The 22,264-nt window shown below is 34.2% G+C and carries 19 protein-coding genes and 1 tRNA gene; 12 read left to right on the top strand and 8 right to left on the bottom strand.

Annotation, left to right across the window (positions count from 1 at the left end; translation table 11 throughout):
- Positions 1-159: 159 nt before the first annotated feature.
- Entirely contained in the window at positions 160-507 is a 348-nt protein-coding gene (locus tag BLV35_RS09985; RefSeq protein ID WP_091088955.1) for a hypothetical protein, read from the top strand.
- Between the two features lie 244 nt (positions 508-751).
- On the opposite strand, the gene BLV35_RS09980 is transcribed toward BLV35_RS09985, so the two are convergent.
- A tRNA-Phe gene (locus BLV35_RS09980) sits at positions 752-824 on the bottom strand.
- Positions 825-950: 126 nt separating this feature from the next.
- Here BLV35_RS09980 and BLV35_RS09975 point away from each other — a divergent pair.
- The 6 genes from BLV35_RS09975 to BLV35_RS09950 all read left to right on the top strand — a co-directional run bounded on the left by BLV35_RS09975 (position 951) and on the right by BLV35_RS09950 (position 7,204).
- A complete protein-coding gene (locus BLV35_RS09975; RefSeq protein ID WP_091089292.1) occupies positions 951-1,685 on the top strand; it encodes a type III pantothenate kinase in 735 nt (244 codons plus the stop codon).
- A complete protein-coding gene (locus BLV35_RS09970) occupies positions 1,678-2,928 on the top strand; it encodes a BamG family beta-barrel-assembly machinery protein (protein ID WP_091088951.1) in 1,251 nt (416 codons plus the stop codon). The genes BLV35_RS09975 and BLV35_RS09970 overlap by 8 nt, the downstream gene beginning before the upstream one ends.
- 41 nt (positions 2,929-2,969) lie before the next feature.
- A complete protein-coding gene (lptC, locus tag BLV35_RS09965) occupies positions 2,970-3,524 on the top strand; it encodes an LPS export ABC transporter periplasmic protein LptC (protein WP_091088948.1) in 555 nt (184 codons plus the stop codon).
- A gap of 18 nt (positions 3,525-3,542) precedes the next feature.
- Positions 3,543-3,737: a DUF6526 family protein gene (locus BLV35_RS09960; protein ID WP_074720896.1), complete on the top strand. Its 195-nt coding sequence runs from the start codon at positions 3,543-3,545 to the stop codon at positions 3,735-3,737.
- A 3-nt stretch (positions 3,738-3,740) separates the two neighbouring features.
- A complete protein-coding gene (locus tag BLV35_RS09955) occupies positions 3,741-5,000 on the top strand; it encodes a hemolysin family protein (protein ID WP_091088945.1) in 1,260 nt (419 codons plus the stop codon).
- 107 nt (positions 5,001-5,107) lie between these two features.
- Entirely contained in the window at positions 5,108-7,204 is a 2,097-nt protein-coding gene (locus BLV35_RS09950; protein ID WP_091088942.1) for a peptidylprolyl isomerase, read from the top strand.
- Between the two features lie 102 nt (positions 7,205-7,306).
- Here the strand turns inward: BLV35_RS09950 and BLV35_RS09945 are convergent, their stop codons facing one another.
- Complete coding sequence (locus BLV35_RS09945) at positions 7,307-8,224, bottom strand: GYDIA family GHMP kinase (RefSeq protein WP_091088939.1); 918 nt, start codon at positions 8,222-8,224, stop codon at positions 7,307-7,309.
- A gap of 112 nt (positions 8,225-8,336) precedes the next feature.
- Positions 8,337-9,653, bottom strand: a complete 1,317-nt coding sequence (locus tag BLV35_RS09940; protein WP_091088936.1) for a hydroxymethylglutaryl-CoA reductase, degradative — start codon at positions 9,651-9,653, stop codon at positions 8,337-8,339.
- Positions 9,654-9,833: 180 nt separating this feature from the next.
- Here BLV35_RS09940 and BLV35_RS09935 point away from each other — a divergent pair, with 180 nt between their 5' ends.
- Genes BLV35_RS09935 through BLV35_RS09915 form a run of 5 tightly spaced genes read left to right on the top strand, consistent with a single transcriptional unit; the run spans position 9,834 to position 17,146 of the window.
- Positions 9,834-12,002 carry a S9 family peptidase gene (locus BLV35_RS09935; RefSeq protein ID WP_091088932.1) on the top strand — a complete coding sequence of 723 codons (2,169 nt, stop codon included), beginning with the start codon at positions 9,834-9,836 and terminating at the stop codon, positions 12,000-12,002.
- A gap of 7 nt (positions 12,003-12,009) precedes the next feature.
- A complete protein-coding gene (locus tag BLV35_RS09930; protein WP_091088928.1) occupies positions 12,010-13,524 on the top strand; it encodes a peptide MFS transporter in 1,515 nt (504 codons plus the stop codon).
- A 22-nt stretch (positions 13,525-13,546) separates the two neighbouring features.
- Entirely contained in the window at positions 13,547-15,061 is a 1,515-nt protein-coding gene (locus BLV35_RS09925; protein ID WP_091088925.1) for a peptide MFS transporter, read from the top strand.
- A 36-nt stretch (positions 15,062-15,097) separates the two neighbouring features.
- Positions 15,098-16,639: a peptide MFS transporter gene (locus BLV35_RS09920; protein WP_091088922.1), complete on the top strand. Its 1,542-nt coding sequence runs from the start codon at positions 15,098-15,100 to the stop codon at positions 16,637-16,639.
- A 45-nt stretch (positions 16,640-16,684) separates the two neighbouring features.
- The gene (locus BLV35_RS09915) at positions 16,685-17,146 is read left to right on the top strand and encodes a thioredoxin family protein (protein ID WP_091088918.1); all 462 of its coding nucleotides are present in this window, start codon (positions 16,685-16,687) and stop codon (positions 17,144-17,146) included.
- Positions 17,147-17,149: 3 nt separating this feature from the next.
- Here the strand turns inward: BLV35_RS09915 and BLV35_RS09910 are convergent, their stop codons facing one another.
- The 5 genes from BLV35_RS09910 to surE form a co-directional block, all read right to left on the bottom strand.
- Positions 17,150-19,186: a ComEC/Rec2 family competence protein gene (locus tag BLV35_RS09910; RefSeq protein ID WP_091088914.1), complete on the bottom strand. Its 2,037-nt coding sequence runs from the start codon at positions 19,184-19,186 to the stop codon at positions 17,150-17,152.
- A 98-nt stretch (positions 19,187-19,284) separates the two neighbouring features.
- On the bottom strand, positions 19,285-19,782 hold the full coding sequence (locus BLV35_RS09905) for a C40 family peptidase (RefSeq protein ID WP_091088911.1): 498 nt from the start codon (positions 19,780-19,782) through the stop codon (positions 19,285-19,287).
- A gap of 47 nt (positions 19,783-19,829) precedes the next feature.
- Positions 19,830-20,939 carry a lipid-A-disaccharide synthase gene (lpxB, locus tag BLV35_RS09900; RefSeq protein ID WP_091088907.1) on the bottom strand — a complete coding sequence of 370 codons (1,110 nt, stop codon included), beginning with the start codon at positions 20,937-20,939 and terminating at the stop codon, positions 19,830-19,832.
- 87 nt (positions 20,940-21,026) lie between these two features.
- Positions 21,027-21,299 (bottom strand): hypothetical protein, encoded by a 273-nt coding sequence (locus BLV35_RS09895; RefSeq protein WP_091088904.1) that lies wholly within the window; start codon positions 21,297-21,299, stop codon positions 21,027-21,029.
- Positions 21,292-22,071: a 5'/3'-nucleotidase SurE gene (surE, locus tag BLV35_RS09890; protein WP_091089288.1), complete on the bottom strand. Its 780-nt coding sequence runs from the start codon at positions 22,069-22,071 to the stop codon at positions 21,292-21,294. The genes BLV35_RS09895 and surE overlap by 8 nt, the downstream gene beginning before the upstream one ends.
- Positions 22,072-22,264 lie beyond the last annotated feature (193 nt).

Here is a 22,264-nt window from a genome sequence, read left to right as displayed (position 1 = left end):
TTGGGTCTTAAAAGGTGCTTCCATTCTCTGCATTTTGGAAGATCTAGAGAAATGTGGATAATGTGATCTTTCTAAAAAAAAAATAGTTACGCTATATGCGGAAAGCCGTAACGGATTGGTGTTTATAAGCATTACCATTGCAGAAAAAAGTATAGCATTATGAGGGTGAATTTTAGGAAGTATAAATTTAAAGGAAGGTTGTTCTCAAAAAGTATTGATTTAGCTGAAGTTAAAATGTTTACGAACAGATTTGAAATTAAGATTTCACCATTCGTTGAATATTCAGGTATTTACCATATCGAATCAATTGTCGAAAAAACCAAACTCCAAACTGTGTATAAAGTTGTGAAGAAAGATTTAAGCGATGAAACTGATTTAGATTTTAGTGTACTAAACCCAAGTGATAATTTTTACATAACCTTAAAAGAAGACAGAAGAGAAATTAGTATTGTTAAAGATAAATTGGAAGGAATTGTATTAAAGACGCCTATTATAAAGCGACATTAAGCTAGCTGTTTGGAAAGTAACCCAATATGTAATTTCAATGGGTTCTCTGGAAAATTATAATCCAGATTTAATAATTGATACTTTAGAATTGAAAATACGGGGTGTAGAAATGTTTGAAGGTATAATTAGTGTAGTCATGGGTGTCTGAGTACAAAGAAAAAAAAGGAGCTAATGGCTCTTTTTTTGTGTCTTATAGTAATATTATAAAACAAAAAACCCGAATATTTCTATTCGGGTTTTAAAGTGGTGCCTCCAGGGATCGAACCAGGGACACATGGATTTTCAGTCCATTGCTCTACCATCTGAGCTAAGGCACCATTGTTGCTTTTCGTAAGCTGTAATGCTTGTTGATTGCGGGTGCAAAGATAGAATGTTTTTTAATATATCCAATACATTTTTTTGAAAAAATCAATTCGTATCTTCGCACAATCAAAATTCAAATTATGATTTTAACAGTTGATGTGGGTAATACAAGAATTAAAGCTGCTGTTTTTGAGGAGGATATCCTTTTGCAGCATTTTGTTTTTATGAAAGAAGAGCTCGAAAAAAATATTGAAAATATTTTAAAAAAATTTAAAAATACTTCTCATTTGGTTGTTGCGTCGGTTGGAAATGTAGAAAAACAGTCTTTTTTGGAGTTTGAAAAAGAGGTAGTAGTTCATTTTATTTCTCATGATGATGTCTTTCCTTTTGTTAATGGGTATGAAACTCCAAAAACATTGGGAATTGACAGGATGGTGCTTGCTGCTGGAGCGACTTTGCAGTTTCCGAGGCAAAATAGGTTGGTCATCGATGCCGGGACATGTGTTACATTTGATTTTGTAAATGAGAATGACAAATATCTGGGCGGTGCAATCGCTCCCGGATTACAGTTACGCTATAAATCATTGCATGATTTTACGGCCAAGTTGCCTTTGTTGTCATTACAAAGTCCTGAAGGTTTAGTAGGGAAGTCAACTTCGGAATCTATTCATTCTGGAGTTGTAAATGGTTTGGCATATGAGATTGACGGTTTCATAGATGAATATAGGGCTGTTTGTCCAAATTTTATAATAATTTTAACGGGAGGTGATGCAGAATTTTTGGCTAAACGATTAAAAAATACCATATTTGCCAATTCAAATTTTCTTTTAGAAAGTTTGAACCAAACATTTCAATATAAAATCAAAAATGATTAAAAAAATTATAATAAGCGCTTGTTTGCTTTTGTCGTTAGTTTCCTTTGCTCAAGAAGGTACTTCATCGCCTTATTCTTATTACGGAATTGGAGATGTTAGGTTTAAAGGAACAGTTGAAAATCGTTCTATGGCAGGCGTAGCAGTCGAACAAGACAGTATTCATATCAACTTACAAAATCCTGCAAGTTTTGCTAATTTAAAATTTACAACATTTGCACTTGGAGGGACTTATAATACTACTACAGTGAAATCAGATTCTAAGAGCGAAAAGGCTAGAAGAACAATGTTAGATTATCTTGCTGTTGGATTGCCTTTCGGTAAAGTAGGAGTTGGGTTTGGATTAATTCCTTATTCTTCTGTTGGATATAAAATAGAATCTATTACAGATGATGCAAACACAAATAACAGGCGTTATAATGGTTCTGGAGGGTTGAATAAAGCTTTTCTTGGAGTAGGTTATAAAATAAATTCTAATTTTAGCATAGGAGCTGATGCTCAATATAATTTCGGAAAAATTGAAACGACTAGTTTAGAGTTTATAACCGGAGTTCCTGTTGGAACAAGCGAGAAGAACCGTGCTGATTTGTCAGGAGTAAATTTTGATATTGGAGCGATGTTTAAGGCTAAGCTAAATAATAAACTAAATGTGTATAGTAGTTTAAACTATACATTAGAAAATACTTTGACATCTAAAAACACAAGAAATATAGCTACTGTAGCTTATAATTCAGGATTTGATTTGTCAGCCGTGGATATTTTAGCGGAGCAATCAAGTGTTGTAGAGTTAAAATTCCCAAGTAAGATCTCTTTAAGTGCTGGTATTGGAGAATCGCAAAAATGGTTAATTGGTGGAAAAGTGGCTTATTCAAAAGCTTCAGCACAAGCTAATGAATATAATAACGCTAGCAATGTAGGTTACGGTAAATACGGGAGTGTAAGTTTAGGAGGGTATTTTATGCCGGATTATAACTCTTTTTCAAGTTATGCTAAAAGAATTGTTTATAGAGGAGGTTTGAAATATGAAAAAACAGGCCTGGTTGTTAATGGAGAATCTATAAATGATGTTGGACTTACATTAGGGCTTGGGTTGCCTATTACGGGAACTATTTCGAATGTCAATATTGGATTTGAATTAGGGAAAAAAGGTACTACATCGGCAGGCTTGGTTCAGGAGAATTATGCTAATATTAGTATTGGGTTTTCATTGAATGACAAGTGGTTCGTACAAAGGAAATTCCAATAATAAAATCATTACAATACATTTCACTTTGTCTATATTGACGTATGAATTTATTTAAAACAAATAGAATACTTAACCTAGTCACAGTTTTTGCTGTGACTCTGTTTTTTGGGTGTGAAAGTAATTTTAAAGAAGTTCAAAAAATCAATGTCACGGAATTTACGCCGAGTGGGGATGCTGATAAAGTGAATTTAAAATACACTGATTCGGGGCTTATAAAAGTGGTATTACTTAGTCCTAAAATGCTGGATTTTTCGACTGTTGATTTTCCTTTCACAGAATTTCCTAAAGGAATTGATGTTACATTATATGACGACAAAGGGAAGACTACCCGCGTGACATCAAATTATGCTATATCCTATAAAGTTACTGGTATAATTGATTTACAGGGAAAAGTAAAGATCGTTTCCGAAAAAGGACAAACGCTCGAAACCGAGCAATTGTACTATGATCAAAAAAATGAATGGTTTTTTACTGAAAAAAAGTTTAAATTTACAGATATCAAAGGATCTACTAACGGACAAGGAATAGATTTTTCCAAAGATTTCAAGATTGTCAATTCACAAAGATTAACGGGCGAATTTGAATCGGCTCAATAAACATCAAATATTAATACTATGGGTTACTTAAAATATACACCTTACATTTACCTTATTTTTGCTTTGTATTTCATTTATGAGGCTATTGTGAAATGGAGCGATCCGGAGGCTACGCCTTGGTTGAGTGTGATGATTGCTGGACTTGCAATTTTTATGTTTTTCTTTAGGAGAAAATATGCAAAGAAGATGCAGGACCGTAATGATCAATCCTAGTATATGGAAATTGGTGTTATAATATTATGTCTAATACTAAGTGCCTTTTTTTCTGGGATGGAAATTGCATTTATTTCTTCGAATAAAATATATCTAGAAATAGAGAAGAAACAAGATAATTTTCTTTCTAAAATTCTTACTAAACTTACCGAAAAGCCATCAAAATTCATAGCTGCTATGCTTATTGGAAACAATATTGCACTAGTGGTTTATGGTTTTTTTATGGGGGCTTTACTGATGCGTCAGATTGATTCGTTAGGATATCATTTTTCGGATTTATTGAATTTACTTATCCAGACAGTGCTGTCTACGCTGATTGTTTTGATAACAGCAGAGTTTTTGCCAAAAGTGTTTTTTCAAATTTACGCAAATGGTTTAATTAAGTTTTTTGCGCTGCCAGCCTATATTTTCTATGTGCTGTTCTATTTTATTTCTACTTTCTTAATCTGGGTTTCCGATTTTGTTCTAAAAAAATTCTTTAGAACTGATGGCGACCAGATACAACTTTATTTCAGTAAAGTAGAACTTGGAAATTACATTACAGAGCAAATGAGTAGTGTTGAAGATGATGATGAGGTGGATTCAGAAATACAAATGTTTCAGAATGCCTTAGAGTTCTCGGGTGTAAAGGCCAGAGATGTTATGAGTCCTAGAACAGAGCTTGTAGCCATCGATTTATTTGACACTATAGCGGAACTGAAAGAATTGTTTATTGAAACAGGCTATTCTAAGGTAGTTGTCTATGAAAATTCACTAGATGATATTGTGGGTTACGTACACTCCTTTGATTTGTTTAAGAAACCAAAAAGTATTAAAGCTGTCGTTATTCCTGTCGAATTTGTTCCTGAAACCATTTACATCAAAGATGTCATGAACTTGCTTACTAAAAAGCGGAAAAGTGTGGCCGTGGTGCTAGATGAGTATGGTGGGACTTCAGGTATAATTACTATTGAAGATATTGTGGAAGAGCTTTTTGGAGAGATTGAAGACGAGCATGATTCAGATGAAGAATTGATCGAAAAGGAATTGGGTGATGATACTTATATTTTTTCGGCTCGATTTGACGTGGAATATTTGAATCAAACCTACAAGCTTAATATACCAGAGAGTGATTCATACGGTACGTTAGGTGGTTTTATAGTTGATTTTACTAATGATATACCGTTAAAAGGGGAGGTGATTACTATAGGAACCTATCATTTTATAATAGAAGAGGCTACAAACAAGAAGATTGAATTGGTCAAATTGACCATAAAAGAGTGATTTTTTTTATAAAAGTATTTTTTTTGTAAAATAAAACGCTACTAGTATAATTATTAATTAGATAATTGTATTTTCGCAAACTGAATATAAAATTAACAACAATAAAAATGGCAGTTTTATCAAATATTAGACAACGTTCCGCTTTAATGATTGCAGTAATCGCATTTGCATTATTTGCATTTATCATTGGCGATTTATTCAACAGTGGTAGCTTTAACAGTACATCAAAAGATGTAGGAAGTATCAATGGAAGTGATATTTCATTTGAAGATTTTAGAATTAAAGTAAGTAATGTTGAAAAAAGTAATCAAGGAATCACTTCTACAGCAGCAGCAAACAGAGTTTGGGACCAAGAGGTTTCTGTAGCTTTGTTAACTTCTGAATTTGATAAATTAGGTTTGAGAGTTGGTGAAAAACATTTATTAGCAGTTTTACAAGCTGATCCTAATATTGGAAAAAATCCAATGTTCTTAAATGCAGCAGGTATGTTTGATATTGCAAAATTCAAAGAATACTTCAAGTCAAATCCTGCGCAATCAGAATTCTTGAAAGACAGAGAGAAAGATGCTGAGCTTAGTGCTAAATATCAAATTTATAATACTTTGATAAAATCAGCGGTTTATACTACTCAAAGCGAAGGAAAGTTGAAATATGAAATGGAAGCTAACAAAGTAAACTTTGCTTATGTTGCCGGTTTATATTCTACCATCAAAGACAGTGACGTAAAAGTGACTGATGCGGAGATATTGGATTACATGAAGAAAAACGAAAAGAAATTTAAAGCAGACGAATCTCGTGAAGTGGAGTATGTTTTAATCGCAGATAAAGCTTCGAAAGAAGATGAGGCTGAAGTAAAAGCAAAAATCACTGGTTTGTTATCTGGAAGTGTTGTTTACAACCAAGCAACTTCTAAAAATGATACTTTGGCAGGATTTAGAACTACTAAAAACGCAGTTGAATTTGTAAATTCAAATTCAGATGTACCTTACGATTCTACTTATGTAGCTAAGAAAGATTTACCTGCTGTTGATGCAGATCAATTATTTAACCTTGCTCCAGGAGAAATTTACGGTCCTTACGTTTTTGGAAACTACTACTGTGTTTCAAAATCTATGGGTAAAAAATTAGGAGTGAATGCAAAAGCAAGTCATATCTTAATTAGTTATGAAGGAACACAAGTTCCAAACAAAAAAGAACAAAGAACTAAAGAAGAAGCAAAAGCTAAAGCTGAAGCTATTTTAGCTCAAGTAAAAGCGAATCCAGATAGTTTTATGATGCTAGCTTTTTCTAGCTCAGATGATTCATCAGCACAACAAGGTGGAGAATTAGGATATTTCAGTCAAAATCAAATGGTGAAACCATTTAATGACTTCGTTTTCAATAGTAGTATTGGTTCAATTGGTTTAGTGGAAACTGCTTTTGGATTCCATATTATCAAAGTAACTGACAAACAAGACGGAATTCGTTTAGCTACTGTAGCGTTAAAACTAGAAGCTTCGGAAGCTACTTCAGATAAAGCGTTTACACAAGCGACTAAATTTGAAATGGATGCAACTGATAAAGATTTCAATACTGTTGCAAAAGGAATGGGGCTTACAGTAGTTCCAGGAATTACAGTTCAGGCTATGGATGAAAACTTTGGACCATTAGGAGTACAAAGATCTATTGTAAGATGGGCTTTTGAAGATGATTCTAAAATAGGTACAGTAAAAAGATTTGAAGTAGCTAACGTAGGACACGTTATTGCAAGAGTTAAAGGTATTGATAATTCTGGTTTAGTATCTATTACACAAGTTAAACCTTATGTAGAGCCAATTCTTAAAAACAAGAAAAAAGCTGAATTAATCAAAGCTAAGATGACAGGAAGTTCTATAGAAGCTATTGCTAAAGCGGCAGGTTCTACTGTACTACAAGCAACTGATGTTACTATGGAAAACCCAATGTTAACTGGTGTTGGTCAAGAGCCAAAAGTTGTTGGAAACGCATTTGCCTTGGAAGCAAACAAAATGTCTGCACCAATTGAAGGAAATACTGGAGTATATGTTGTTAAAAACGTAAGTATAGTGAAAGCACCAGCTTTAAAAGATGTTTCTCCTTATGTAGCTAAATTGAAAGCACAATCTGCTGGAGATGTAAACAGAGTTTTACCTGCTCTTAAAGACAATGCGACGATAGAAGACAATAGAAAACAATTTAATTACTAGTTGATTTAAAGTAATTATTAATTTCACAAAAAACCCGATACATTGTATCGGGTTTTTTTATGCTTGAATATTTTTTGAAGCGCTACTTATTTCTTATCGATTCTAACTTAGGATCATGTCACTATAAGGAATAATAGTATCAAAACCTTTTGAGCTAAAATAAGATGTTATGTCTGACTCAGAGAGAACCATAACAAAATCACCGCCCCAAGCGCCCAGGCTTTTTACTTCGCCGTTAAAATCAGAAAACAACGCTTCTTTAACTGTTGTCGTTTCTAAAACAATACTCATTTTAGTCTCATGTTTTTCTATTGCTTGCGCAAAAGAGTGAAGGCTGTTAGCGTGTAAAACTTCAAGTGTTATTTTATTGATTGCATCAATACTTTTGTTTAGACTGTTGGTTTTATTCGTTTGGTAGTTAGCAATGGCTGTCTTACTGCTTTGTTTCTTATTTAGATAAACGAAATAAATATGCTGGGAGAAGTCTGGTTTGAAAGTAGCTTTCTCTACGATAGGCTTTCCTTTTTCAAGATGGTAAAGAATGGGGCTGTTGTTTTGGGCGCAGGCAATATCGTAACCGCTACCTCCAAAACTGTTATTAAGTAATGTAAAAGCATCAATCTGCAGCCACTGTGCTATATTGTTTATTAAGGTAGAGGAGGTTCCTAGGCCCCATTTTTTCGGGAAACTCAGTTGAGTAGTAATGATGTATCCCGATTCGTCCGTTATGAAACTAGGATTTAATACATAAGCTTCATGAAGAATAGATAGTAAAGTAGATTTTATGGTTTCGGGTGCTTGCAGTTCTGGATTTATGATTTCTGAAAACAAAATGCGGTCTTCAAACCAGATTGTGCCGTCAGCATCAAAACTTTTCCAATGAATCTCATGATTTGTGTTCTTTTCGACAATTAAGTTCTGTCCGAATTTTGTAGGCAATGCAAATGCAGTCGCACCGTCCAAAACCAGGTATTCTCCTGTAATCAAAAGTTTTCCGTTACTGTAAAATGTTTCTTTCATTTATGGTGAATTTATTGCAGTATTTTTTTTAGCCCCGATAGCAGCGGTATCCTTTACTTGATTTCTTTAATCAAGTAAAGATTTAGCGTATAGCGGGATTAGCTTCTAATTATTACTTTCTTAAATTGTCAATATAGTCAACAACGGCACTGTGAGACACTGCATGGGCCTTAAAGTGTTTTTGAATTAGGATGCGCTCGTCATCATTTGCTTCAAACTGGTTCAATATGTTGTTTAAATGCATTTTCATATGACCGTCTTGAATACCTGTTGTGGTCAAGGAACGTAACGCAGCAAAGTTTTGTGCTAAACCGGCAACCGCGACGAACTGCATTAATTCTTTGGCAGAAGGGTTTTTAAGCATTTCCAATGATAGTTTTACCAACGGGTGTAAAGTAGTTAGTCCGCCAACAGTTCCTAGTGCTAATGGTATTTCTAACCAGAATGTGAATACGCCGTTTTCAATTTTAGCGTGGGATAAACTAGAGTACTGACCTGATTTTGCTGCATAAGCGTGTATTCCTGCTTCAACGGCACGGAAATCGTTTCCTGTAGCAAGCACAACGGCGTCGACTCCATTCATAATCCCTTTATTATGGGTTACAGCTCTAAAAGGTTCTACTTCGGCAATTTGAACTGCTTGTACGAAGCGTTCCGCAAAATCTTGTGGATTGAGTATGTGTTTTTCGGCTAATTCTTCTACAGGGCAAGAAACTTCTGCGCGTACAATACAATTGGGTACATAATTAGAGAGTATACTCATAATTACGGCGATGTCTTTTTCTATTTGTGAAAACAGTTCGTAGGTCTGCGTTTCTTCTTTTAATGTTTTGGCAAATTGCTCTAAACAAGAATTAATGAAATTAGCTCCCATACTGTCTTTGGTTTCGAAAGTAGCATGAAGTTGGTAGTAGTTGGGAAGCAGGTTTGTTTTGTCTTGTAAGACAATGTCCAGAATTCCGCCCCCTCTTTTTTGCATGTTTTTTGTAATGCTTTCTGTGTCAGAAAAGAATTTTGCTTTGTTTTGAGCAAAAAATAATTCCAGTTTTGAAACATCGCCTTTATAAAGAAAGTGTACTTGACCTATTTTCTCCGTGTTGATTACTGTTGCTTTAAAGCCACCTCTAGTAGACCAGAATTTTGCGGATTTAGAAGCTGCAGCAACAACCGAACTTTCTTCGATAGCCATCGGAATGGTGCTATATTTTCCGTTAATTAGAAAATTAGGAGCCACGCCAAGGGGAATGTAGAAATTAGTGATGGTGTTTTCTATAAATTCATCGTGTAGTTTCTGTATTTTTTCATCTGAATTCCAATAGTTTTTCAATAATGCAATGGCTTGTGAAGGAGTTGAAAAGTATTCCTTGGCAATCCAGTTTATTTTTTCTTCTTTGGATAATTTTGAAAATCCTGCAACGGGCTTATTCATTCTCAATAGATTATAGTGTAATTAGCTGCAAAGATACATTTTTAGTGGTTTTATAGGCATTAAATTATTGTCATTAAAGCGGACTCTTAAATATTGTTTTCAACATTTAACACATCAAATGTGATATAATTGTAATTTTTTCACTAAAATTGGGCTCATTTTTACATATAAATTAATAGTATGAAGTATAAGCAGTTTTCGATCTTATTTTTATTTTTGTGTTTAACGGTTGTTGGACAAAAGAAAATCTCTGTAGAACAAATTTATACGGGCGCTTTTCGAGCTCAAGGAATGGATGAACTACAATCCATGAAGACAACAAATCAATATACAGTATTGAACTTAGATCGCTCTTCTAAAACGATGCAAATCGATTTGTATGATTATGCTACCCTGAAAAAAACGGCAACTTTAATCAATACAAATGATCATGCGGATATGCCGATGATTGATAGCTATACATTTGATGCTAGTGAAAAAATGATTTTGATTGCCTCTAATTCGAATCAAATTTTCCGTCATTCTTTTACGGCAGATTACTATTTATACAATACCGCAACTAAAGAATTGACAAAGCCATTCGATTTTCAAGTGCAGGAGCCAACTTTTTCTCCTGATGGAAAAAAGATTGCCTACGCTAAAGAAAATAATCTTTATGTATATGATGTGGCTTCAAAATCGACTACTCAAATTACAACTGATGGAAAGAAAAATGCCATCATAAATGGTATTACGGACTGGGTTTATGAAGAAGAATTTGCTTTTGTAAGAGCATTCGACTGGAGTAAAGACAGTGAAAAACTGGCCTATATTCGTTTTGACGAAAGTCAGGTTCCTGAATTCTCTATGTCTATGTTTCACAAAGATTTGTATCCTACAATTGAGACATTTAAATATCCAAAAGCAGGAGAGAAAAACTCTCTAGTTTCCTTACATGTATACGATGCTAATTCTAAAGCGACCAAAGAAATCAATTTGGGTAAGTACGATGATTTTTATATTGCTCGTATGGAGTGGACGAATGATGCTAATGTATTATCAGCTCAGGTTTTAAACCGTCATCAAGATAATCTTGATTTATTATTTATTGATGGAACAACTGGAGTGACAAAAGTAGTTTTGAACGAAAAAGATAAAGCTTATGTGGATGTTACAGATAATCTTACGTTCTTAAACGATAACAGTTTTATCTGGACGAGCGAAAAAGACGGGTTTAATCATATCTATTTATACGACAAGAACGGAAAATTACGCAATCAAGTGACCAAAGGGAATTGGGAAGTGACTTCTTATTATGGATTTGACGAAAAAACAAATACTGTTTTTTATCAATCTACTGAGAATGGGTCTGTTAACAGGTCAGTATACAGAATAGCCCTTAATGGAAAAAGCAAAGTGGCTTTGTCCAAAGAGGTAGGGACGAATGATGCTACTTTTAGTCCTAATTTCCAATATTATATTAACACCTTTTCTAGTGCTGCTCAACCAACGACTTATGCTTTAAACGAAGCTAGAACAGGAAAGCAAATAAAAGTCATTGAAGATAATGGGGCATTGGCAACGAGATTAAAAGACTATAATTTACCTACAAAAGAGTTTTTTGTTTTAAAAACGGAAAAAGGAAATGAACTAAATGCGTGGATCATTAAGCCAAAAGATTTTGATGCGTCTAAGAAATATCCTGTTTTTATGTACCAATATTCAGGACCAGGGTCACAACAAGTCGCGAATCAATGGAATTCATCAAATGACTATTGGTTTATGATGCTTACGCAACAAGGATATATTGTAGCTTGTGTCGATGGGAGGGGAACTGGTTTTAAAGGTGCTGACTTCAAGAAAGTGACTCAATTAGAATTAGGGAAGTATGAAGTGGAAGATCAAATCGATGCTGCAAAAGTGATTGGGAATTATTCGTTTGTAGATAAGTCTAGAATAGGTATATTTGGCTGGTCTTACGGCGGGTTTATGTCTTCAAACTGTCTTTTTAAAGGGAACGATACTTTTAAAATGGCAATTGCAGTAGCGCCGGTAACAAACTGGAGATTTTATGATAGTATTTATACAGAACGTTACATGCAGACTCCGCAGGAAAACGCAACAGGATATGATGAAAATTCACCTATTAACCATGTAGAGAAATTGAAAGGAAAATTTCTTTTAATTCATGGTAGTGGTGATGACAATGTGCATCTACAAAACTCAATGCAAATGATGGAAGCATTGATTCAAGCAAACAAACAATTCGACTCACAGATTTACCCTGATAAAAATCACGGGATTTATGGAGGAAATACCAGAATTCAGTTATACAATAAGATGACTAATTTTATTAAAGAAAATCTTTAATTCTTAAATGAATACTACAAATCCATCTTTAGAAGAGATTCAAAACTTTAAAGGCAAGTACCCAAAACAATTGTGGTACTTGTTTTTTAGTGAAATGTGGGAACGTTTTAGTTTCTATGGAATGCGTGGAATGCTGGTTATTTTTATGGTGAATCAACTGGCCATGAATGATAGAGTTGCTAACTTGCAGTATGGCGCGACACAGGCTTTTGTGTATGCTTTTACCTTTATAGGGGGGCTTTTTGCCGATAAAATTCTAGGGTATAGAAAATCCCTTTTCTGGGGTGGTTTACTAATGATTGTTGGAAGTATGATTCTTGCCTATGATCCAAAACAGTTTTTCTTTTTTGGAATTAGCTTTACCATTATAGGAACTGGTTTTTTTAAGCCTAATATTTCTACCATGGTGGGAAAACTATATAAAGATGAGGATCATAGAAGAGATGCTGGTTTTTCATTGTTTTATGCAGGGGTGAATTTAGGAGCTTTAATTGGTGGTTATTTGTGTATTGCTGTCGCCAATGGTTCGATGTTAGCCTCAATCGTTCCAGAACATTTGAGATGGAACGTTGCCTTCGGATTTGCAGCATTTGTGATGGTGATAAGTTTGTTGACTTTTACACAAACACAAAAAAGTTTAGGTGATATAGGTCTTTCTCCTTTGGCTGACTTAGAAAAATCTAAAAGAAAAACGCTTGAAATTGTTACTTACATTGGCTCTTTAGTAATTATTCCAGTAGTTATGACGATGGTTTCTAACACAGAGTATACAGATATATTCATGTTTATTATTGGCCCTGCTTCACTACTATATTTGTTTTATGAGATGAGAAATTTCTCTATTGCAGAAAATAAAAAGTTATTTGCAGCTTTGGTATTTATTATTTTCTCCATATTCTTTTGGGCTTTTTTCGAACAAAGTGGAGGTTCTTTAAGTTTATTCGCGGCACATAATTTAGATAATACGGTGCTTGGAATTCCATTAGATGCTAACGGAGTTAATAATTCAGCAAATTCATTTTTTGTGATTGTTTTTGCAGCATTAGTAGGTTTGGTTTGGATGTGGATGCACAAAAGGAAAATTGAACCGAATACAGTAGTTAAATTTGGATTAGGATTTTTATTCTTGGCAGCTGGTTTTTATGTGTTTTATTACACAAAGTTCTTTGCTGATGCTACAGGAAAAACTTCTTTAGATTTGTTTACTTTTGGGTGGTTTATAATTACTTTTGGTGAGTTGTGCTTATCGCCAATAGGAATGTCAGTAATGACTAAATTATCACCGCACAAAACCCAGGCTGTAATGATGGGAATGTGGTTTCTAGCAAGTGCATATGGTCAATATTTTGCAGGTTTACTAGGAGCTAATATCGCCGAAGCTTCTGAAAACGCATCAAATTTAGAAAAGTTAACGGTGTATGCCGATGGATATAAAGATTTAGCAATTTATGCATTAATTGCTGGAATAGTTTTAATTGCAATTTCTCCTCTGGTGAAAAAATTAATGCAAGAAGTTAAATAAATTACAAACCAAAAAATAAATTATGTCAAACACAACTGCAGATGCTCATTTAAAATCAACATTGTTCGGTCACCCGATCGGATTATTTATCTTGTTTTTTACAGAAATGTGGGAGCGTTTTTCTTATTATGGAATGAGAGCTTTATTGGTGCTGTATATGACAGTTGAAACTGTAGGTGACGCAAGAGGACCAGGTTTAGGATGGACAAGGCAAGAAGCGCTGGCTTTATATGGCTGGTACACGATGCTAGTTTATGTTATGTCAATTCCAGGTGGAATGATAGCTGATAAATTATTAGGGCAAAAGAAGGCCGTTCTCTTAGGAGCAGTAATACTTTGTATTGGTCATGGTGTTTTGGTTTTTACAGATACTTGGGCATTTTATACCGGTTTAGGATTAGTTATTCTAGGGGTTGGTTTATTAAAACCTAATATTTCTACAATGGTAGGAGGGTTATATGCGCAAGGTGATATACGTAGAGATAAAGGATTTAGTATTTTCTATATCGGAATCAATACAGGATCTCTCTTAGCCACTATGGTTATTGGTTTTGTAGTAGCACAATACGGATGGCATGCTGGTTTCGGATTAGCCGGAATTGCTATGGTATTAGGACTTGTTGTTTATTTATGGGGTCAAAAATACTTGACACATGTAGGGAATTTAGAAATTCAAGAAAAAAATACTGTTGATGAAAGTTCTTATGGAGCACTTTTTCAGAATTTATTGACTTCTAAAAAACAATTGACATTCACCATTATTTTAGCTGTAGTTTCTCTTTTTGGATGGTATAGTTTAGGATGGGGATTTGGATTGTTATTTATCTTTTTGACAGTGATTGCTGCTTTAATGATGATGATTTACAAAGAATTAGATTCACAACAAGATAAAGACCGTTTCTTAGTTTTATTACTATCTTTTATCATGGTAATTATTTTCTGGGGTGCTTATGAGCAAGCTGGTGGATTAATGAACTTATATGCTGATTCTAAAACAGACAGAATGCTTTTGGGAATGGAAGTTCCTACGGTGATGTTTCAAAGTTTAAATGCAGGATTTATCATTATTTTTGCTGCTATTGTTGCTTCTTATTGGGCTAAAAGAAAATTAAAAGGAAAAGAAGCTTCTTCAATTTTCAAAATGGCAATTGGTATTGTAATCATGGGATTCGGGTTTTTATTCATGGTTTTCGCTACAATGGAATTCGAAAAAGTAGGTTCATCAAGCATGTTATGGTTAGTAATGGCCTATTTGTTCCATACCATTGGGGAGTTATGTATTTCGCCAGTAGCCTTGTCTTTTATTACTAAATTATCGCCAGTTAAATATGCATCGTTAATGATGGGAGTTTATTTTGCTGCGACAGGTTTAGGAAATAAAGTAGCTGGAATTATTGGAGAATCAGCTAGTGAATTAGGAGAGTATTCAGTATTCTTAGGAATTTTGATTTTTACGATTGTAATAGGAGCTTTGTTCTTAATGTTACTAAAACCACTTAATCGTTTAACTCACGGTGCTGAGGATAATGAAAAATAATAGCTAAAAATAAATTCAATTTAATAATTAGATCATATGAGTCAAAATACGACCGACGAATTTTTTAAAAATCCTGTTCTTGGACATCCAGCAGGATTGTTCGTATTGTTTTTTACCGAAATGTGGGAGCGTTTTTCTTACTACGGAATGCGTGCCTTGCTTGTGTTATTTTTAACATCTTCCCTTGCAAAAGGTGGATGGGCATGGAGTATTGAAGATGCAATGGCATTATATGGAACGTATACTATGTCTGTATATTTCACTCCTGTAATTGGAGGGTTTTTAGCAGATCGTTATTTAGGGTATCGTTGGGCCGTAGTTTTAGGTGCATTAGCGATGACTTTGGGACATGCGTCGATGGCAGTCGAAACTCCTTTGTTTTTATATATTGGGATTGGATTTCTTATTATTGGTAATGGATTATTTAAACCTAATATGACCTCCATTATTTCTAATGCATATCATAACCACCCGGAGAAAAAAGACGGCGCTTATTCAATGTATTATATGGGAGTAAATGCAGGTGCTTTTTTAGGGATTATGCTTTGTGGTTATATAGGAGAAAAAATTTCTTGGAGTTGGGGCTTTGGATTAGCAGGTGTTTTTATGTTGTGTGGAATGCTACAGTTTTATTTTACTCAGGACATATTTGGAGATATCGGTTTAAAACCAACAGCTGCATCTAAACAAGAGTCTAAAGATAAAGCAGCTGCTGAAAATACTCCAGCTAATGTAGTTCGTGATAGAATTATAGCGGTATTGATTTTTTCAGTATTTACAGTTTTCTTTTGGGCTTCGTTTGAACAAGCAGGAGGTTCAATGACTATTTTTGCAGAGAAATTTACACAAAGAGAGTTGTTTGGAAATAGTGCGTCTTTGTTTAAAATTGCCGATGCCTTATTGACAATAGTCCCTCTAATTATTATTACCTATGTTTTAATTAAGTTGTTTAGACAAACCTTTAAAAAGTATGCGACAGGGAATATTATACTGTCTGTTAGTTTTGTAATAATATGGGGTATTGTAATATGGAAAGTAGGTAGAGAATATGCTTCTGCAACTACAGAGGTTCCTGCAACATGGTTCGGAATTTTGAATTCTTTATTTATTGTAGGTTTTGCTCCAGCTTTTTCAAAATGGTGGGAAAGTAAATACAATCTTTCGGGACCAATGAAATTTGGATTAGGGCTTACTTTGTTGGGCTTAGGTTTCGGATTTTTAGCTTACGGAAGTATGGGTATTACTGCAGACTCTGTTGTTAGAGTTAGTATGTTTTGGTTGATAGCTGCTTATTTATTTCATACCCTTGGGGAATTATGTATTTCTCCAGTAGGTTTGTCTTATGTGAGTAAATTAGTTCCTGCAGCTTGGATAGGAATTATGTTTGGAGTGTATTATTTATTTATTGGAATGGGTAATAAACTAGCTGGATCAATGGGAGGAATGATCGAAACAATTACTGCACAGTATAGTTTGACAACTTTTTTCTTGATTTTCACAGTAGTACCTATTGGAGCTGGTTTAATAATGATAATGCTTTCTCCTCTTATGAAAAAGTTAATGCATGGTGTAAAATAGTTTTTAGGTATTATATTTGTTATGTAGAGATTAAAAGAAATAAACATGAAAAAATTAATTTTACTATTCGTTTTGTTTTTTGGGATGCAGGCGGTCCAATCACAAGAATTGAAATGGCATACTAATGTTAAAGAAGCTATTTCCATTGGGAATAAAGAACACAAGCCTTTGATGATGTTTTTTACAGGCAGCGATTGGTGCGGATGGTGTATAAGATTACAGAAAGAAGTGTTGTTGACGCCAGAATTTGCAAAATGGGCATCGGATAATGTGATTCTTGTCGAGTTGGATTATCCAAGAAGAACTCCTCAGGCTCCTGAAGTAAAAAAGCAGAATGATGAATTACAACAAGCTTTTGGAATACAAGGGTTTCCAACGATTTATTTTGCAAACGGTACTGATGCCGATGGCAAAGTGAATTTTGAAGGTTTAGGAAATACTGGTTATGTTGCCGGTGGTCCTGTAGCTTGGTTAGCTGTTGCAAATCAAATTCTTAAAAAGAAATAATACTCAATTTAGTTTGAAAAATCCCTTTTCACCAATAGCGTGAAAGGGGATTTTTTGTTTTTCACAACTCTCTTTCCAATATTTTTGGATGGTCTTATAATTAGATGCATCGGCGACAACTATTTTTGGTTGCAATTCCTTTAGCATGCGGTCTAAATTTATTTTAGGGGATTGCGTGAGTAGTATCACTGTAGGATGTATATCCTTTGGGTAAGTGCCCAAGCTATCTAAAATCAGAATTCTGTTTTCATTATAAAAGGCAGTATTATGAATGTTTTCTTTGCTGGTCAAGGCACTAAAATTAGCGGTTAAATACGATTTAAGAACGCTGTTGTTTTTTGAGTTCTTCCTAATACTATCATTCGCAAAGAGAATTACTTTGGTTCCATGACGCTCCGTTATCATAGTGTTTCTTTTGAGGTTAAAAATAACCCATTCTTGTTGGTTTTGAATGTTCCACTGTGTTTGCATATACGTAAGCTGAATGGTTATAACGGACATTAATACCAAAGCTAGTTTATGAAATGTAGGTTTCTTGAACCAAACGATAGCTGTAATTATCAGTAAATAAGAACTAAGTAATAAATAAGAGTTTAGTGGTATATCTCGAATTATAAATTGTTCGAAAGAAGCTATCGAATTTACTATTTTGTTGAGATAGTATATGCTCCATTCTAGTGGTTTTGACATAAAAATTGGAACCAAGTCAAAAGCAGCTAGTACCATAACTAGAACTCCAAGAATCATTATTAAACTCAGTAATGGGATAACGACTAAGTTAGTGATGAAAAACAAACCTGGAAACTGGTGAAAGTAATAAATACTCAAAGGCATAGTTCCAATTTGTGCAGCGAAGGAAACAGTGAGAATTCCCCAAATGTATTGTAAGGATTTGTTTTTTGGATTCCAAATAGAAGCTAGTAAAGGCTGTAGCCAAATAATGAAAAACAAAGCGATGTAACTCAGCTGAAAACCAACATCAAACAAAAAGGACGGTTGGAATAATAAAATAAGTAATATAGAAACCAATAAAGTATGATAAATGTTGACGCTTCGTCGCAATTGATATCCGATGGCTACAAAAGAAAACATAGTTACTGAACGAACAACAGATGGAGCGAGTCCTGCGATTAATGCAAAAGCAGCTAGACATAGCAGAATTATAATTAACTTGAGTACAGCCCCTCTTTTAGTGTTAGGGATTGGACTCAGGATAAAAGTTAGAAATAGCAATAGAAACCCAACATGTAATCCTGAAACTGATAAAATGTGAATTGCGCCAGCATATTGGTAGTCTTGGATGATATCGGGAGAAATGTCTTGTTTTTGACCCAAAACTAAAGCGATGGCTACACTAAGTTCTTTTTTATGGAAGTTGTTTTTCTCAAGATTATGAATAATTGTTGTTCTTAACTTGGACGCATAATACCAAATGTCTTTTATTAAGTCGGCACTAATATCTATCTGATCTGTGTCGGTGTATAGTTGAGCATAGATTTGTTTTTTCGAAAGGTATTCGCCGTAGTCGAATTGGTTTGGATTATTTGGCAGTTTGTTTTTATAGAGTACTCCTTTAATGCGTAATAAAGTTCCGGTTTCTAATGTGTGATAGACGCTATCTTTCCGAATGTTTAAGAGTATTTTTCCTGAGTAATTTTTTGTTCCAATTTGATTAACGATAGCAATATAACGGTCATTAGTATTACTTCCTTTTAGTTTTTCTCTAATTACCAGAGACAAAAGCTGTGGTTTTTCAAAAACACTGCGATCTTGAGTATAGTTCGTTTTTTGATAAGAATCAGTATGAACAATAAGAGTGGCAGCTCCTATCACAAAAGAGAGCAAATACGTGCTTAATCCAAAACAGCTTGTATTTTTAAGAATGTTTTTTTGCAAATAGTAGCTTGTACAAAAGAACAGCAATGAGACAGCTAATAATCCGAAAAGGAATACTGGAGCCGGTTTTATGTAAAAAGCGATAAGTATCCCCGATACAAAAGCTATTGTGATTTTCGCTAAAGGGAACTGTAGTACTTTCATAGTTCTAAAGTACAGTATTTTAACAATAAAAAACCGATTTATTTTATTCTTTGAAAAAGGTTGTTTTCGCTAGAAAAAAAAGAAATAGATATTGCCTTTTATTTTAAAATGCGATTCAATTGAACAAATGTATTCTGATAATACGGCTCTTTGGTAGAGGAAATTATAACTCCTCTTGAGGTAGAGGAATGAATGAATTTTATGTTGTCGTCTTCAACCGTAATTACGATTCCCACATGATTAATTTGAGACTTTCTATTAGTTTTAAAAAAGATCAGATCTCCTTTTTTTGCCTTTTTTAGATTTTGGCCTAGTTCTATTCCTATTTTTGATTGCTCATACGATGATCTCGGAAGATCGATATCATACATAGCAAAAGTAGAGTAGACTAAGCCAGAACAATCATAGCCTGATTTTGTAGTGCCTGCCGCTTTATACTTAATGCCTATGTTTTCTTCCGCTGTGGTTATTATTTTATCAATAATTTGATTAGAATTTTCTTCTTTATTTTCAGAGGACGTTTGAGTAACAACCGACGAAGATTTGCAGGACGCAAATAAAACAATTAGAGATAGTATGTAAATAGACTTTTTCAAATGATTTTGGATTTTAAGAATTCAATCGCTAGCGATTGGGAATTGAGTTATTTTAAGGATGCAACAATCAGCTTAGCTGTTTTCTCGCTTGCTCCAGTGCCGCCCAGTTTTTTTTCTAATATGTCGTATTTTTGTAATAGTTGTGCGCGATGGTGGGGCTCCAATATTTTTTGTAATTCGGCTTTAATATTTTTTGTATTAAAGTCTTCCTGAATTAATTCGGTGACTACTTCTTCATCCATGATCAGATTGACAAGGGAAATGTATTTTAGGGTTATAATCCGTTTTGCAATTTGGTAGGATGCCCAGCTTCCTTTGTAACATACGACTTCTGGTACTTTGAAAAGTGCAGTTTCTAATGTTGCTGTTCCAGAAGTGACTAATGCTGCTGTGGCATTCTTCAATAAATCATAGGTTTTATTCGAGATGAATTTTATGTTGTCGTTCTTGATGAACTGTTGGTAAAACGAATAATCTTGACTTGGTGCACCAGCAATAACAAACTGATAATCTGGGAAATCATCAACAATACTTAACATCCCAGCAAGCATTTTGGTTATTTCTTGTTTCCGACTACCAGGAAGCAAAGCAATAATAGGTTTTTCACTCAATTGATTTTCAGTTTTAAAAACCGTGGAATCTATTGATGGGTGATTATGAATAGCGTCAATTAATGGATGTCCTACATAGGTTACATCATAATTGTATTTTTCATAGAAAGGCTTTACGAAAGGCAAAACCACATACATATGATCAATTGTTTTTTTAATCGTTTCTACTCTGCTGGCTCTAGATGCCCATACCTGAGGACTTATGTAGTAAAAGGTCTTGAATCCTGCGGGTTTTGCCCATTTAGCAATTCGAAGGTTGAAACCAGAGTTGTCTATAAAGATTAAGGCATCTGGTTTGTAATCTTCAATGTCTTGTTTGCAAGTCTTTATAAAATCCAAGATGGAAGAAAGGTTTTTTATAATCTCCGCAAAGCCCATAAAAGCGCGTTCTTTGTAATGAGAAACTAATTCGGCTCCAGCTTGTTGCATTAAATCGCCACCCCAACATCTTATTTGTGCCTCTTTATCTTGTTTGAATATTTCTTTAATCAAATTAGATCCATGCAAGTCTCCTGATGCTTCTCCAGCTAGAATGTAGTATTTCATTTTAAGGATATGAATTAGTTTTAAAAAACTTCGGCATTCAAAATTAGGTATTGAATGTTCATCAATCAAGCAAATCAATTGTTATTTTTAAATAAACAAAGTCAAAACGGTTAAAGCAATTACGGCGAGGATTACACCTCGCGCGATAAAATCTTTATTTAATTTTAATAATACAGCAAAAATAGCGAGGTCTAGAATAGAACCGAGCGTAATTAATTTACCAAGTGAGCCTTGAGATTTCATAATTTGAATTCCTGACATAAATGAATAAGGGGTAAAAAAGCTTATGAAAATAAAAATACCAAATAGAGATCCAATAATACCAAGTAAAAATCCTTTTAACAACGCTATTTTATTCATTCCACTTCCAGGTATTTAGTTCTTGTGTGGCGTAATGTGCCGTTAAATCAAATTGAACAGGAACGACAGAAATATATCCGTTTCCAAGGGCCCATTCATCTGTGTCTTCGCCTTTATCTTGGTTTACAAACTCACCGGCAAGCCAATAGTAATCTCTTCCTTGTGGTGTTTGTCGTTTGTCAAATTTTTCTACCCAACGGGCTTTCGCTTGACGACATATTTTGATTCCTTTGATGTTCTCTTGTGTTAATTTCGGAAAATTCACGTTTAGTACAACTCCTTTTGGCAAGCTATTTTCTAAGACTTCTAATGTTATTTTTCGAATAAACGGCTTCATAGTCTCAAAGTCGGCGTTCCAATCGTAGTCTAAAAGCGAAAAGCCTATTGCGGGAATTCCTTCTATACCTGCCTCGACGGCAGCACTCATCGTTCCTGAATAAATGACGTTTATGGAAGAATTAGAACCATGATTTACTCCAGATACACATAAATCAGGTTTTCTTTTTAGGATTTCGTTTACCGCTAGCTTTACGCAATCTACCGGTGTTCCAGAACAGCTATATTCTTGAATGCTATCAGTTTCTTTCGAAATTTTGTTTAGATACAAGGTGCTGTTTGTTGTTATGGCATGTCCCATACCACTTTGAGGCTTGTCAGGTGCCACAACTAAAACATCTCCTATTTCTGCCATAACAGCAATTAATGCTCGTAGTCCTGGAGCCGAAACACCATCGTCGTTTGTTATTAAGATTAAAGGTTTTGCTGTGTCCATATTTTTGTGGTTTTTTATGATGTAATTCCTATTTTGAAAGCTAATTTGAATAGGCAGATTTATATAGTTCAAGCAAAGGAAACAAAATTTATTAACTTGGTAGATTAAAGCAAAACAAAAAAACATTTTTATATCTTTAACAAAAATTTATGGAGACCTTGCGAGCCGTGGCATAGTTTTTACCGTATATTAG

Origin of the sequence: Flavobacterium gillisiae (genome assembly GCF_900107635.1) — a bacterium.
Classification (GTDB): Bacteria; Bacteroidota; Bacteroidia; order Flavobacteriales; family Flavobacteriaceae; genus Flavobacterium; species Flavobacterium gillisiae.
The sequence above is the reverse complement of the archived record's forward strand: the minus strand, read 5'-3'. Positions and strand labels throughout refer to the sequence as shown.

Bases quoted from the DNA above. Each gene is read 5' to 3' on its own strand.
- BLV35_RS09985 (WP_091088955.1), top strand. From the start codon at position 160: ATGAGGGTGAATTTTAGGAAGTATAAATTTAAAGGAAGGTTGTTCTCA.
- BLV35_RS09975 (WP_091089292.1), top strand. From the start codon at position 951: ATGATTTTAACAGTTGATGTGGGTAATACAAGAATTAAAGCTGCTGTT.
- BLV35_RS09970 (WP_091088951.1), top strand. From the start codon at position 1,678: ATGATTAAAAAAATTATAATAAGCGCTTGTTTGCTTTTGTCGTTAGTT.
- lptC (WP_091088948.1), top strand. From the start codon at position 2,970: ATGAATTTATTTAAAACAAATAGAATACTTAACCTAGTCACAGTTTTT.
- BLV35_RS09960 (WP_074720896.1), top strand. From the start codon at position 3,543: ATGGGTTACTTAAAATATACACCTTACATTTACCTTATTTTTGCTTTG.
- BLV35_RS09955 (WP_091088945.1), top strand. From the start codon at position 3,741: ATGGAAATTGGTGTTATAATATTATGTCTAATACTAAGTGCCTTTTTT.
- BLV35_RS09950 (WP_091088942.1), top strand. From the start codon at position 5,108: ATGGCAGTTTTATCAAATATTAGACAACGTTCCGCTTTAATGATTGCA.
- BLV35_RS09945 (WP_091088939.1), bottom strand. From the start codon at position 8,224: ATGAAAGAAACATTTTACAGTAACGGAAAACTTTTGATTACAGGAGAA.
- BLV35_RS09940 (WP_091088936.1), bottom strand. From the start codon at position 9,653: ATGAATAAGCCCGTTGCAGGATTTTCAAAATTATCCAAAGAAGAAAAA.
- BLV35_RS09935 (WP_091088932.1), top strand. From the start codon at position 9,834: ATGAAGTATAAGCAGTTTTCGATCTTATTTTTATTTTTGTGTTTAACG.
- BLV35_RS09930 (WP_091088928.1), top strand. From the start codon at position 12,010: ATGAATACTACAAATCCATCTTTAGAAGAGATTCAAAACTTTAAAGGC.
- BLV35_RS09925 (WP_091088925.1), top strand. From the start codon at position 13,547: ATGTCAAACACAACTGCAGATGCTCATTTAAAATCAACATTGTTCGGT.
- BLV35_RS09920 (WP_091088922.1), top strand. From the start codon at position 15,098: ATGAGTCAAAATACGACCGACGAATTTTTTAAAAATCCTGTTCTTGGA.
- BLV35_RS09915 (WP_091088918.1), top strand. From the start codon at position 16,685: ATGAAAAAATTAATTTTACTATTCGTTTTGTTTTTTGGGATGCAGGCG.
- BLV35_RS09910 (WP_091088914.1), bottom strand. From the start codon at position 19,186: ATGAAAGTACTACAGTTCCCTTTAGCGAAAATCACAATAGCTTTTGTA.
- lpxB (WP_091088907.1), bottom strand. From the start codon at position 20,939: ATGAAATACTACATTCTAGCTGGAGAAGCATCAGGAGACTTGCATGGA.
- BLV35_RS09895 (WP_091088904.1), bottom strand. From the start codon at position 21,299: ATGAATAAAATAGCGTTGTTAAAAGGATTTTTACTTGGTATTATTGGA.
- surE (WP_091089288.1), bottom strand. From the start codon at position 22,071: ATGGACACAGCAAAACCTTTAATCTTAATAACAAACGACGATGGTGTT.